At 71.1% G+C, this 12,420-nt stretch carries 11 protein-coding genes and 1 pseudogene; 3 read left to right on the top strand and 9 right to left on the bottom strand.

Annotation, left to right across the window (positions count from 1 at the left end; all coding sequences use genetic code 11):
- The first annotated feature begins 69 nt into the window (after positions 1-69).
- Positions 70-1,821, top strand: coding sequence for a 2-isopropylmalate synthase (gene leuA / locus LQ51_RS07665; protein WP_046563989.1), 1,752 nt, complete (start codon positions 70-72; stop codon positions 1,819-1,821).
- Positions 1,822-1,838: 17 nt separating this feature from the next.
- Here leuA and LQ51_RS07660 read toward each other — a convergent pair whose 3' ends face one another.
- Positions 1,839-3,284, bottom strand: coding sequence for an MFS transporter (locus tag LQ51_RS07660; RefSeq protein WP_046563988.1), 1,446 nt, complete (start codon positions 3,282-3,284; stop codon positions 1,839-1,841).
- A 192-nt stretch (positions 3,285-3,476) separates the two neighbouring features.
- Between LQ51_RS07660 and LQ51_RS07655 the strand changes: the two genes are divergently transcribed.
- On the top strand, positions 3,477-4,037 hold the full coding sequence (locus LQ51_RS07655; protein WP_197087564.1) for an HNH endonuclease family protein: 561 nt from the start codon (positions 3,477-3,479) through the stop codon (positions 4,035-4,037).
- Between the two features lie 64 nt (positions 4,038-4,101).
- Positions 4,102-4,587 (top strand): hypothetical protein, encoded by a 486-nt coding sequence (locus LQ51_RS07650; protein WP_046563986.1) that lies wholly within the window; start codon positions 4,102-4,104, stop codon positions 4,585-4,587.
- A gap of 49 nt (positions 4,588-4,636) precedes the next feature.
- On the opposite strand, the gene LQ51_RS07645 is transcribed toward LQ51_RS07650, so the two are convergent.
- The 8 genes and pseudogenes from LQ51_RS07645 to LQ51_RS07610 all read right to left on the bottom strand — a co-directional run.
- On the bottom strand, positions 4,637-5,743 hold the full coding sequence (locus LQ51_RS07645; RefSeq protein WP_046563985.1) for an ABC transporter ATP-binding protein: 1,107 nt from the start codon (positions 5,741-5,743) through the stop codon (positions 4,637-4,639).
- Entirely contained in the window at positions 5,740-6,726 is a 987-nt protein-coding gene (locus LQ51_RS07640; protein WP_046563984.1) for an ABC transporter ATP-binding protein, read from the bottom strand. Before LQ51_RS07640 ends, LQ51_RS07645 begins: the two co-directional genes overlap by 4 nt.
- A gap of 55 nt (positions 6,727-6,781) precedes the next feature.
- Complete coding sequence (locus tag LQ51_RS07635) at positions 6,782-7,822, bottom strand: ABC transporter permease (RefSeq protein WP_082159314.1); 1,041 nt, start codon at positions 7,820-7,822, stop codon at positions 6,782-6,784.
- On the bottom strand, positions 7,819-8,826 hold the full coding sequence (locus tag LQ51_RS07630) for an ABC transporter permease (protein WP_046563983.1): 1,008 nt from the start codon (positions 8,824-8,826) through the stop codon (positions 7,819-7,821). The genes LQ51_RS07635 and LQ51_RS07630 overlap by 4 nt, the downstream gene beginning before the upstream one ends.
- A 98-nt stretch (positions 8,827-8,924) precedes the next feature.
- Complete coding sequence (locus LQ51_RS07625; RefSeq protein WP_046563982.1) at positions 8,925-10,595, bottom strand: ABC transporter substrate-binding protein; 1,671 nt, start codon at positions 10,593-10,595, stop codon at positions 8,925-8,927.
- A gap of 503 nt (positions 10,596-11,098) precedes the next feature.
- Entirely contained in the window at positions 11,099-11,692 is a 594-nt protein-coding gene (gene recR, locus LQ51_RS07620; RefSeq protein WP_046563981.1) for a recombination mediator RecR, read from the bottom strand.
- Positions 11,693-11,699: 7 nt separating this feature from the next.
- Positions 11,700-12,008 carry a YbaB/EbfC family nucleoid-associated protein gene (locus LQ51_RS07615; RefSeq protein ID WP_046563980.1) on the bottom strand — a complete coding sequence of 103 codons (309 nt, stop codon included), beginning with the start codon at positions 12,006-12,008 and terminating at the stop codon, positions 11,700-11,702.
- A gap of 108 nt (positions 12,009-12,116) precedes the next feature.
- A pseudogene (locus LQ51_RS07610) lies at positions 12,117-12,420 on the bottom strand (DNA polymerase III subunit gamma and tau); the annotation flags it as partial.

The raw sequence follows: 12,420 nt of genomic DNA, 5'->3' as shown, positions 1-12,420 counted from the left end.
CGTCGCGCGGCCCCCACGCCGACACCTTCCGATCTGCTGACGCCACATGTTCCCAGGGAGCACACCGAGATGGCTCAACCTGTCACCGACGCCGAGACCGATCCGATCGCCCGGCAGCGCCCCAGCCGGATGCCCTTCCACCGCTACCTGCCGTACGACCAGCAGTTCCGCGTCGACCTGCCGGACCGCGCCTGGCCGACCCGCCGGGTCGAGGCCGCGCCCCGCTGGTGCGCGGTGGACCTGCGCGACGGCAACCAGGCGCTGATCGACCCGATGTCGCCGGAGCGCAAGCGCCGGATGTTCCAGCTGCTCGTGCAGATGGGCTACAAGGAGATCGAGGTCGGCTTCCCGTCGGCCAGCCAGACCGACTTCGACTTCGTCCGGCAGCTGATCGAGCAGGACCTGATCCCCTCCGACGTCACCATCCAGGTGCTCACCCAGTGCCGGGAGCACCTGATCGACCGGACGTTCGAGTCGCTGCGCGGCGCGCGCCGGGCCATCGTGCACTTCTACAACTCCACCTCGACGCTGCAGCGCCGGGTGGTCTTCGGCCTGGACCGGGACGGCATCACCGACATCGCGACGAGCGCGGCGCGGCTCTGCCAGAAGTACGCCGAGATCCACACCCCGGACACCGAGATCTACTACGAGTACTCGCCCGAGTCGTACACCGGCACCGAGCTGGAGTACGCGCTGGAGGTCTGCACCAAGGTCATCGAGGTGATCGAGCCGACCCCGGACCGGAAGCTGATCATCAACCTGCCGGCCACCGTCGAGATGGCCACGCCGAACGTCTACGCCGACTCCATCGAGTGGATGCACCGGCACCTCCCCCGACGGGACAGCCTGGTGCTGAGCCTGCACCCGCACAACGACCGGGGCACCGGCGTGGCCGCCGCCGAGCTGGGCCTGCTGGCCGGCGCCGACCGCGTGGAGGGCTGCCTGTTCGGCAACGGCGAGCGCACCGGCAACGTCGACCTGGTCACCCTGGGGCTGAACCTGTTCTCCCAGGGCATCGACCCGATGATCGACTTCTCGAACATCGACGAGATCAAGCGGGCCGTCGAGTACTGCAACCAGCTGCCGGTGCACGAGCGGCACCCGTACGCGGGCGACCTGGTCTACACCGCCTTCTCCGGCTCGCACCAGGACGCGATCAAGAAGGGCTTCGACGCCCTGCACGCCGACGCGGCGGCGGCCGGGGTGCCGGTCGACGAGTTCAGCTGGGCGGTGCCCTACCTGCCGATCGACCCGAAGGACCTGGGCCGCACCTACGAGGCGGTCATCCGGGTCAACTCGCAGTCCGGCAAGGGCGGCGTCGCGTACATCATGAAGACCGAGCACCAGCTCGACCTGCCGCGCCGCCTCCAGATCGAGTTCTCCGGCGTGGTCCAGCAGGTCACCGACCACGACGGCGGCGAGGTCGAGCCGGGCACCATGTGGGAGATCTTCGCCCGCAACTACCTGGTCGACCACCAGGTCGACCCGGCGGTCACCCTGGCCGGCTACACCATCGGCACCGCCGACGGCAAGGTGGAGATCGAGGCGCAGGTCGGCACCGGCGACGCGGTCCGCCCGCTCACCGCGGTCGGCAACGGCCCGATCGACGCGTACGTCAACGCGCTGCAGTCGCTGGGCGTGGCGGTACGGGTGCTCGACTACCACGAGCACGCCCTCTCCTCGGGTGGGGACGCGCAGGCCGCCGCGTACGTGGAGTGCGAGGTGGACGGTGCCACGGTCTGGGGCGTCGGCGTCGACGCCAACATCGTGACCGCCTCGATCAAGGCGGTCACCAGCGCCGTCAACCGCGCCCGGGGCTGATCTCGGCAGGCGGGGCCTCAGCGTGACGCGGGGGCCCCGCCTTCTTTCCGGGGTCGGTGGATGAGCGCGGCGGCGAGCACCGCGCCCGCCACCAACAGGCCCGCGCACCACGCCAACGCCCCCCGGTACGCGCCGGCGAGCGCGCCCTTCTGCTCGTAACCGGTGCCGGAGAGGCCGACCAGCAGCGGCAGCGCGGCCACCGCGAGCAGGCCGCCGGCCCGCGAGGCGGCGTTGTTGAACCCGCTCGCCACCCCGGCGAAGCGGTCCGCCACCGCCGCCAGCACCGAGGCGGTCAGCGGCGCCACCACGAGGGTCAGGCCCGCTCCGAACAGGACCACCCCGGGCAGCACATCCGTCCAGTACGACGCGCCCGGCCCGACGCGGCGCAGCAGCAGCAGACCGGCCGCCGCGACCACCGGGCCGACGGTCAGCGGCAACCGCGGGCCGATCCGGGCGGCCATCGCCCCGGCGCGCGACGAACCGAGCAGCAGCAGCACCGTCATCGGCACCGTGGCCAGGCCGGTGAGCAGCGCGGACCAGCCGACCACGTTCTGCAGGTAGACGGCGAGGAAGAAGGTGAACCCACCGAGCGCCGCGTACACCACCACGGTGAAGACGTTCAGTACCGAGAAGAGCCGGCTGCCGAACAGCCCGGTGGGCAGCATCGCGCTGTCGCCGCGCCGCCGCTCGACGAGCACGAACACCACCACGGCGAGCACCCCGGCCACCGCCGCGGCCAGCACCGCCGGGGAGCGGGCGCCGCGCGCCGGTGCGTCGATCAGCGCGTACGTGACGCCGCCCAGGCCCAGCGCGCCGAGCAGTGCGCCCGCCACGTCGAACCGCCGTCCCGCCCCGGTCCGCGAGGCCGCCACGTCCCGGCTCTCGGGCACCCAGCGCAGCGCGGCGAGCACCACCCCGACGGCCAGCGGCACGTTCACGAAGAAGATCCACCGCCAGGAGAACGCGTCGATGAGCCAGCCGCCGAGCAGTGGGCCGAGCGTGGTGGCCACCCCGGAGAGCCCGGACCAGATGCCGATCGCCTTGCCCCGGTCGTCGGGATGGAAGCTGGCCTGGAGCACGGCGAGCGAGCCGGGGGTGAGCAGCGCCCCGCCGGCGCCCTGGAGGAACCGCGCCGCGATCAGCCAGCCGATCCCCTGGGACAGTCCGCAGAGCACCGACGCCAGGGCGAACCACACCACCCCGAGCAGGAAGATCCGCCGCCGGCCGAACCGGTCGCCGAGCGCGCCGCCGAGCAGCACGAACGCGGCCAGCATGAGCAGGTAGCCGTTCACCGTCCACTGGAGATCCGCCACGGTGGCGTCGAGGTCCGCCCCGAGCCGGGGCAGCGCCACGTTGACGACGGTGCTGTCCAGGAAGACCATGCCGGAGGCGAGGGTCGCGGCGAGCAGGGTGCCCCGGCCGGCGGCGGTGCCGGTGCGGAGCGCGGAGGCCGGTGGGGTCATGGAAGTCCACTCTGCCGGGCCCCGGGTCCCGACGCCACGAATCACCGAATCCGCCGCCGGGTACTGTGCGGACTCGCCGGGAGCCCGCAAGCTAAAGAGGTGTCGTCTGTGCGTACGAGATCAGGAGCCCGTGCCGGTTCGGCGGCTGCGCTCACCGCGGTGCTGGTGATCGGCGTGTCCGGCTGTGTGCCGATGGCCGACGAGCCGGGGGCGTCGCCGAGCGCCACGGGCAACGTCAACCAGCAGCTCGGCGAGCTGACCGTCGCGGCGGCCGGTTCGATGAAGGGTTACAGCCGGACCCATTTCCCGCACTGGCGGGGCACCGGCAAGAACTGCGATGTGCGGGACAGCGTGCTGCAGCGGGACGGGGAGGGCATCAAGCTCTCCGGTTGCAACGTGGTCGGTGGCCGCTGGGAGAGTGTGTACGACGGGATGGCACTGACCGATCCCGCCGACGTGGACATCGACCACATCGTGCCGCTGGCCAACGCGTGGCGGTCGGGCGCCGACGAGTGGGACGACTCGAAGCGCGGCGATTTCGCCAACGACCTGACCCGGCCCCAGCTGGTGGCGGTTTCGCAGCGGTCCAACCGGGCAAAGGGTGATCAGGACCCGTCCCAGTGGAAGCCGCCCAGCCGGTCCTACTGGTGCCAGTACGCGGCCGACTGGGTGGCGGTGAAGCACTACTGGCGGCTCACGGTGACCAGCGCCGAGAAGGCCGCGTTGACCGACATGTTGGAGGGCTGCCCGTGAGCGGGCGCCGGCGAGCGGATCTCCGCACCGGCGGGGCGGCCAGCGAGCGGAACGAGGGAGCCGGATGAGCGAGCAAGCGGTGACCGGGTCCGGCGGTACGCCGGCACCGGAGCAGGCGCCGGACCCGGCGGGCGGGGCGGCGGCGACCGCGCCCGCGTCGGGTGCGGAGGCGGCGGCGCCCGCCGGCGCGACCCCGCCGGGCCCGACCTCGGCCGGCATGACGGCCGACGGGGCGCCGGCCGCCCCGGCCGACGTCTCCGGCGCCGGCATGGCCGCCGACACGACCCCGCCGGCCGGCGGGACGCAGCAGCGGAGCACCGACCTCACGGCCGGGCCGGGCGGCGTGATGACCGACGAGGTCGGCGTGGTGACCGGGGAACTCACCCTGCGCACCGAGTGGGCCGACGGGCAGGTCGTCCTGCGGGTGCAGTACAAGGACGCCGACGAGTGGTACGTGGTGACCGGCGGGAAGGCGGCGCTGGCCGACCCGGCCGGGCTGGACGCGGTGCACACCATCGCGGTCGCCCTGCTGAACCGCCCCGAGGGCTGACCCACGACGAGGCCCCCTTCCCGGCTCGGGAAGGGGGCCTCGTGCGGTGTCACGGGGTCGGGATCAGCTCACCGGTGTCGCCCGGCGCGGCGCCGTCGTCCGGCCGGACAAGTTCCGGCTCGACCTCGTGCGGCCGGATCCGGCCGGCCGCGATGTCCTCGGCGTAGTGGCACGCGACCCGGTGGCCGTCGAGCACCTCGCGCAGCGCCGGCCGCTCCTCGGCGCAGCGGGTCGGCTGGGCCCACGGGCACCGGGTGTGGAACCGGCAGCCGGCCGGCGGGTTCGTCGGCGAGGGCAGGTCGCCGGCGAGCAGGATCCGCTCGCGGCGGTCCTCCACCTGCGGGTCCGGCACCGGCACCGCCGACATCAGCGCCTTCGTGTACGGGTGCATCGGCTCCCGGTAGAGGTCGTCGCTGGACGCCTCCTCGACCAGGCCACCGAGGTACATCACCCCGACGGTGTCCGCGATGTGCCGGACCACCGCGAGGTCGTGCGCGATGATCAGGTACGTCAGGCCGCGATCGTTCTGGATGTCCTCGAGCAGGTTGAGCACCTGGGCCTGGATCGACACGTCCAGCGCGGAGACCGGCTCGTCGGCGACGATCAGTTCCGGGTCGAGCACCAGCGCCCGGGCGATGCCGATGCGCTGCCGCTGCCCGCCGGAGAACTCGTGCGGATACTTGCTCAACGCGGAGGCGGGCAGGCCGACCGCGGCCAGGGTGTCCCGCAGCCGCTTGGCGGTGGCCGCCTTGTCGCCGGCCAGCCCGTGCGCCTTGAGCCCCTCGACCAGCAGCGACTCCACCGACTGCCGGGGGTCGAGACTGGACAGCGGGTCCTGGAAGATCATCTGCATCCGGCGGCGGGCCTTGCGCATCGACTCGCCCTTGAGCGACCGGACGTCCGTGCCGTCGAAGACGATCTCGCCGTCGGTCGGCTCGACCAGCCGCAGCAGGCCCCGGCCCAGCGTGGACTTGCCGCAGCCGGACTCGCCCACCAGCCCGTACGTCTCGCCCCGGTTGATCGAGAGGGAGACGCCGTCCACGGCGTAGACGTAGCCGACCGTCCGGTCGAAGAGCACCCCGCTCTTCACCGGGAAGTGGACCTTGACGTCGCGCAGTTCGACCAGGGGTCCGGTCCGCTCGGTCGACTCGGTCACGGGACCGCCACCTCCTCGGAAACGGGGTTGTTGCAGCGCAGGTCGCCGCCGGTCGCGGTGGGCTCCAGCGGCGGGGTGCCCTCCAGGCAGGCGTCCACGACGTTGTCGCAGCGCGGCGCGAAGGCACACCCCTCGCCCCAGGGGATGTTGTCGGCCACCGAGCCACGGATGGCGTGCAGCCGCTCGCCCCGGGGCGAGTCCAGCCGAGGCACCGAACTCAGCAGCCCGTGCGTGTACGGGTGCCGCGGCCGGGCGAACAGCTCGTGCCGGGCCGCCCGCTCCACCACCTTGCCGCCGTAGAGCACGTTGACCGTGTCGCAGAGGCCGGCGACCACGCCCAGATCGTGCGTGATCATGATGAGCGCGGTGCCGGTCTCGTCGACGAGCTGCTTGAGCAGGGTGAGGATCTGCGCCTGGATGGTCACGTCCAGGGCGGTGGTCGGCTCGTCCGCGATCAGCAGCCGCGGCTTGCAGGCCAACGCGATGGCGATCAGCGCCCGCTGCCGCATGCCGCCGGAGATCTGGTGCGGGTATTCCTTGAGCCGCCGGTTCGGGTCCGGGATGCCGACGGCGTCGAGCAGTTCCCGGGCCTCCTTCAGGGCCGCCTTGCGGTCCATGCCCCGGTGCCGTTCCAGCACCTCGGCCACCTGGATGCCGATCGGCACGACCGGGTTCAGCGAGGAGAGCGGGTCCTGGAAGATCATGCCGATGTCCCGGCCGCGCCGGTCCCGCAGGTCGTCCGGGCGCAGCTTCAGCAGGTCGGTGCCGTCGAAGTTGACCTCGCCGGTGACCTTGTTGCCGCGCCTGGGCAGCAGGCCCATGATCGCCAGGCTGGTCACGCTCTTGCCACAGCCGGACTCGCCGACCAGGCCCACGGTCTGCCCCGGCTCCACGCTGAAGCTGACCTTGTCGACCGCGGTGAACGGCCGCTCGCCACGGCGCTGGAACACCACGGTCAGGTCACGTACGTCGAGCAGGCTCATCGGGTCACGTCCTCTCGCCGGCCGGGGCCGGCCGTGCTGGTCCGCCGCATCGCCGTCACCGCCGGCTCTTCGGGTCGATCGCCTCGCGCATCCCCTCGCCCAGCAGGGTGAAGCCGAGCGCGACGATGATGATCGCGACCGCCGGGTAGTAGGCCAGCTCGGGGCGGACCTCGAAGTAGCGCTGACCGTCCACGCCGAGCATCAGGCCCCACTCGGCGCGGTTGATGTCGGGGTCACCGAGGCCGAGGAAGGAGAGCGACGCCGCCTCCAGGATCGCGGTGGAGAGGGTCAGCGTGGCCTGCACGATCACCGCGGTCATCGCATTGGGCAGCATGTGCCGGAGCACGATCGACCCCTGCTTGACGCCGAGCGCCCGGGCGGCCAGCACGTGGTCGCTCTCCCGTTGCGCAAGCATCGAACCGCGCAGCAGCCGGGCGAAGATCGGCACGTTGACGATGGCCACCGCGATGATGACCGTCCACTGGCTGGACCGGCTGGCCATGGCCACCAGGCTGATCGCCAGCAGCAGGGCCGGCAGCGCCAGCATCACGTCGGTGAAGCGCATCAGGATGTTGTCGACCCAACCGCCGAAGGCACCGGCGATCGCGCCGACCAGCACGCCCAGGGCCAGCCCGATGAACGTGGCGAGCACGCCGACGAACAGGGTCTGCCGGCTTCCGTGGATCATGCGGGACAGGAAGTCCCGGCCGAGCGGGTCGGAGCCCAACGGGAACTCGCTGCTGGCCCCGGGGATGTTGTCAACGGTGAGGTTCTTCGTCAGCTCGTCGAAGCGCTGCGCGGGGTCGTGCGGCGCGAGCAGCGGTGCGAAGATCGCCACCAGGATGAACAGCGCCACGATGGACGCGCCGAAGATCGCCGTCGGGTTGCGCCGCAGCCGGCGGAACGCGTCCCGGACCAGGCTCACGCCACCCTTGTCGGCGGTGGCCTGGGCGAGCTGCTCCAACCGGGCGCGCTTGCGCTCGCCGAGCCGGTCGAGGCCGGGCGGCAGGATGCCCTCGCGCTTCTCCTCGACGGCGGAGGGGTCCACGCTCTCGCGTTGCGGGCTCGCCGTGGGCCGGGTGATCGGATCACTCATCGCACACGCACCCTCGGGTCGATGAAGGCGTAGGAGAGGTCGACCAGGAGGTTGACCAGCACGAAGACCAGCGCGGCCAGCAGGATCAGCGCCTGGAGCACCGGGTAGTCCCGGCCGCCGCTGATCGAGTTGTAGATCAACGTACCGAGGCCACCCCAGTTGTAGACCCGCTCGGTGAGCACCGCGCCGGAGAGCAGCGCGCCGGTCTGCAGGCCGATGGTGGTGACCACCGGCAGCAGGGCGTTGCGCAGGATGTGCCGGCCCCGGATGGTCTTGTGCCGCAGGCCCTTCGCCTCGGCCGTGCGGACGAAGTCCTCGTTGAGCACGTCGAGCACGCTGGCCCGGGTGATCCGGACGATCACCGCCAGCGGGATGGTGGCCAGGGTGAGCGCCGGCAGGACCAGGTGCCAGAGCGCGTCCGCGGTGGCGTCGAACTCCCGCGTGAGCAGACCGTCGAGGACGAAGAAGCCGGTGATCTCGGTGTTGTCCACGCCGGTGCTCATCCGGCCCGAGGGCGGGAACCAGTGGATGTTCTGGGTGAAGACGTCCTTGAGCAGGTAGCCCAGGAAGAAGATCGGAATCGAGATGCCGAGCAGGGTGCCGGCGATGCTCATGTTGTCGAGTAGCCGGCCGCGGTGCCGGGCGGCCAGGTAGCCGAGCGGCACGCCGAGCCCGATCGCGATGACCATGGCGGCCGCGGCCAGCTCGATGGTGGCCGGAAAGGCGCGGCCGATCACCTCGGTGACCGGATCGCCGCTCCGGATCGAGTTACCGAAGTCGCCGGTCAGCAGCCGCTGCATGAACTTGGCGTACTGCACCAGGATCGGCTGGTCGTAGCCGAGCGCCTTGATCAGCAGGGCCCGCCGTTCCGGGGTGGCCCGCTCACCGAGCAGCGCCTCGATCGGCCCGCCCGGCAGGTTCCGCAGCCAGACGAAGACCAGCGCGGACAGCCCTATCAGGGTCACCACCAGCTGTAGCAGGCGGCGGACTATGACTCGCAACATCTTTCACACACCAGATTCTCGGTAGCCGCCGAATCGGCCCGGGCGGGGGTAAGCCCAGCCCGGGCCGATTCCGTGTCGCGTCAGCGGATCAGGCGTCCTCAGCCGACGCTGACGGTGTTGAACCGCTCGTCCGTCAGCGGGCTGGCGACCAGACCCTTGACGTCCTTGGTGACCACGATGGCCGGCGGGGCGTGCCAGACCGGCACGGCCGGCAGCCACTTGGCGGCGATGTCGCGGTTGACCTGCTCCCACGCGGCCTTCTTGCCGGCCTCGTCGACGGTGGCGTCGGCCTTGGTGATGGCGTCGAACATCTCGGTCATGGACTGGTCGCCGAACTCGACCTTGCTGCGGCCGAAGAACGTGCCGACGAAGTTGCCCGGGTCGTTGTAGTCACCGGTCCAGCCGAGGATGTGCAGGTCGTGCTTGCCGAACTGCTGCACGTCGTCCTTGTAGCCACCGTTCCACGGGCGGGCCACACCGTTGACCTTGATGCCCACGGCCTGGAGGTCGTTGGCCAGGACGGTGAAGATCTCCTGCGGGTTCGGCATGTACGGCCGGGACACGTCGGTCGGGTAGTAGAAGTTCAAGGTCAGGTTGCTGACCCCGGCCTCCTTGAGCAGCTGCTTGGCCTTGTCCGGGTTGTACTCGTACTTCTGCACGTCCTGGGCGTAGCCGAGCACGGTGTCCGGCATGAACTCGTCGGCGACCTTGGTGCCACCCGGGCCCTTGGTCTGCACGAGCTGCTGGCGGTTGAGGGCGTAGGCGATGGCCTGGCGCACCCGCAGGTCCTTCAGCTTCGGGTTCTTCTGGTTGAAGCCGAGGTAGAGGATGTTGAACGCCGGGCGGTCGAGGACCTGGAAGCCCTCGCCCGAGAGCGCCTTGCGGTCGGCCGGGGCCGGGAAGTCGATGCCCTGGACGGTGCCGGCGCGCAGCTCCTGCTTGCGGGTGTTCTCGTCCTCGATGATCTTGATGACGAGCTTGTCGACCTTGGCCTTCTCGCCCCAGTAGTCGGGGTTCCGCTCCAGGGTGATCTCACCCTTGGCCTTGTCCCATCCGGCGTACTTGAACGGGCCGGTGCCCACCGGGTGCTCGTTGGCGAACGCGCTGTACTCGAACGAGTCGCCGTTCTGCTTCACCGTGTCGGCGTCGTACTTCTTCAGCGCCTCGGGGCTCGCGATCGAGAGCGCGGTCAGCGCGAACGCGCCGGGGAAGGCGCCCTTGTACCGGTTCATCGTGACGACGGCGGTGCCGTCGTCCTTCGCCTCACACTTGTTGTAGACCGGCTCGCCGACACCCTCGGCCTCGTTCTTGGCGAAACCGCCGAAGACGTCCGAGTAGTAGATCATCTGCGACTGGGCGGCGGCGCCCTTCATGTTGAACCAGCGGTCGAAGTTGAAGCAGACCGCGGCGGCGTTGAAATCGGTGCCGTCGTGGAACTTCACGCCCTTGCGCAGGTGGAAGGTCCAGACCTTGCCGTCGGGGTCGTGCTCCCAGCTCTCCGCCAGCGCGCCCTGCAGATCGGCCGTGCCCGGCTTGTTCTGCACGAGGGTGTCGTACATCTGCCGGATCGGCCGGAACGACTCTCCGTCGTCGTTGAAGATCGGGTCGAAGTTCTTGGGGTTACCGGCGCCCGCGAAGACGAAGGTGCCGCCGGTCTTGGCCCCACCGCTGCCCTCGTCGCGCTCGCTCTTGGCACAGCCGGACGCCCCGACCGCCAGAGCGGCAGCGGCCGCAAGGGCCACGGCCGCTTTAAGCCTGCTCGCCTGCATCTCTCACCTCTGTCATGCACGTATCCCACGCCGAGCTGTGACTCAGTCCGTGTGCGGGAGGCTATGACACGACACACAGAAGCGGAACGCCCGTTAGGCAATCGCTATCAAGCCGACACCAAGCGGCCGGGTCTGACAGCATCCGATCTTCCGACAAACAGGACTGTCACAGCCATGAGCAGATGGTGGGATTGGACGGATCACCGCAAAGCGGGCAGCATGCCGAGCGGCCGGAGGGCGCGTGGCGAACCACACTCGTCCCACATCGCGGTACCTCCGGGCGCCCGCCCACGTCGCGGATACCTCGGGCGGCCCGCCCACACCGCGGAAGCCTCCGGGCGTCCGCCCACGTCGGGGATACCCCGGGCGGCCCGCCCACATCGCGGAAGCCTCCGGACGTCCGCCCAGGGCCGGCCCGGGTGGTCAGCGTGGTGCGCCGGCGCCGGGAAGGCGTCGTCGGGCCACCGGCCCGACCGGCACCGTCCCGGCACCGCCGCCGACGGTCAGACGGCCCGCCGGCCCTCGAACGCGCGGCCCAGGGTGATCTCGTCGGCGTACTCGAGGTCGCCGCCGACGGGTAGGCCGCTGGCCAGCCGGGTCACCGCGATCCCCATCGGCTTGACCATCAACGCCAGGTACGTCGCGGTCGCCTCGCCCTCGGTGTTCGGGTCGGTGGCCAGGATCAGCTCGCGCACGGAGCCTCCGCCGAGCCGGGTCATCAGTTCCCGGATCCGCAGGCTGTCCGGGCCGATCCCCTCCAACGGATTGATCGCCCCGCCGAGTACGTGGTAGCGCCCGCGGAACTCGCCGGTCCGCTCGATCGCCACCACGTCCTTCGGCTCCTCGACCACGCAGAGCACCTCGTCGGTACGGCGCGGGTCGCGGCAGATCCGGCACTGCTCCGACTCGGCCACGTTGTAGCAGGTGGTGCAGAACCGCACCAGCTCCTTGACCTTGCGCAGCGCACCGGCCAGCCGGTTCACGTCCGCCGGATCCGCCGACAGCACGTGGAAGGCGATCCGCTGGGCGCTCTTCGGGCCGACGCCCGGCAGCCGACCCAGCTCGTCGATCAGGTCCTGAATGGCACCCTCGTACATCTGCCGCTCAGAACCCGGGCAGGCCGAGGCCGCCCATCCCGCCGGCGACCGGACCCATCTTCTGCTCGGTCAGCTCCCGGGCCGCCTCGGCGGCGTTGTGCAGGGCCGCGACGACCAGGTCCTCCAGGGTCTCCACGTCCTCCGGGTCGACCGCCTTGGGGTCGATCTTGATGCTCTTGATCTCACCGTTCCCGGACACGGTCGCGGTGACCAGCCCGCCGCCGGCGGTGCCGGTCAGCTCCGCCTCGGCCAGCTCGGCCTGGGCCTTGGTGATCTGCTGCTGCATCTTCTGCGCCTGCTTCAGCATCTGCTGCATGTTCGGCTGTCCACCTGGGCGCACGGATGGCTCCTTCTCACAGTCGTCGGGTCGGCCGCGCCCAGCCTAGTCGGGCGGCGGCACAGCTCCTCGGCGGTCGACGCGCGCTCAGCGCGCGTCGACCTCGTCGATCCTCTCGGCGCCGAACGTCTCGCGGAGCAGCTGGACCGCCTGCTCCTCGCTGGACTGCCGGGCGGTCCGCTCGTCGATCACGTCGTCCAGCGGCTCGTCGCCCGGGTCGAACCCCTCGTACGCCGGGGCGGCCGGCACGGCCGGGCGGGCGCCCGGCCGGATCGGTCCGTCGAAGTCCGGGTCGTAGGGCGGCTCGCCGGCCCAGTCCGTGTCCGCGGTCGGGCGGGCCGGCTGGACGACCCGCGCGCCCCGGCCCGGGCCGCCCCCCGCCGCGGCCGCC

Source organism: Micromonospora sp. HK10, assembly GCF_000982955.1.
Taxonomy (GTDB): domain Bacteria; phylum Actinomycetota; class Actinomycetes; order Mycobacteriales; family Micromonosporaceae; genus Micromonospora.
This window is presented reverse-complemented; position numbering and strand designations above follow the sequence as displayed.

What these genes read in the sequence shown, in the direction of transcription:
- leuA (WP_046563989.1), top strand. Translation starts at nt 70, where the DNA reads ATGGCTCAACCTGTCACCGACGCCGAGACCGATCCGATCGCCCGGCAG.
- LQ51_RS07660 (WP_046563988.1), bottom strand. Translation starts at nt 3,284, where the DNA reads ATGACCCCACCGGCCTCCGCGCTCCGCACCGGCACCGCCGCCGGCCGG.
- LQ51_RS07650 (WP_046563986.1), top strand. Translation starts at nt 4,102, where the DNA reads ATGAGCGAGCAAGCGGTGACCGGGTCCGGCGGTACGCCGGCACCGGAG.
- recR (WP_046563981.1), bottom strand. Translation starts at nt 11,692, where the DNA reads ATGTACGAGGGTGCCATTCAGGACCTGATCGACGAGCTGGGTCGGCTG.
- LQ51_RS07655 (WP_197087564.1), top strand. Translation starts at nt 3,477, where the DNA reads ATGGCCGACGAGCCGGGGGCGTCGCCGAGCGCCACGGGCAACGTCAAC.
- LQ51_RS07615 (WP_046563980.1), bottom strand. Translation starts at nt 12,008, where the DNA reads ATGCAGCAGATGCTGAAGCAGGCGCAGAAGATGCAGCAGCAGATCACC.
- LQ51_RS07625 (WP_046563982.1), bottom strand. Translation starts at nt 10,595, where the DNA reads ATGCAGGCGAGCAGGCTTAAAGCGGCCGTGGCCCTTGCGGCCGCTGCC.
- LQ51_RS07630 (WP_046563983.1), bottom strand. Translation starts at nt 8,826, where the DNA reads ATGTTGCGAGTCATAGTCCGCCGCCTGCTACAGCTGGTGGTGACCCTG.
- LQ51_RS07635 (WP_082159314.1), bottom strand. Translation starts at nt 7,822, where the DNA reads ATGAGTGATCCGATCACCCGGCCCACGGCGAGCCCGCAACGCGAGAGC.
- LQ51_RS07640 (WP_046563984.1), bottom strand. Translation starts at nt 6,726, where the DNA reads ATGAGCCTGCTCGACGTACGTGACCTGACCGTGGTGTTCCAGCGCCGT.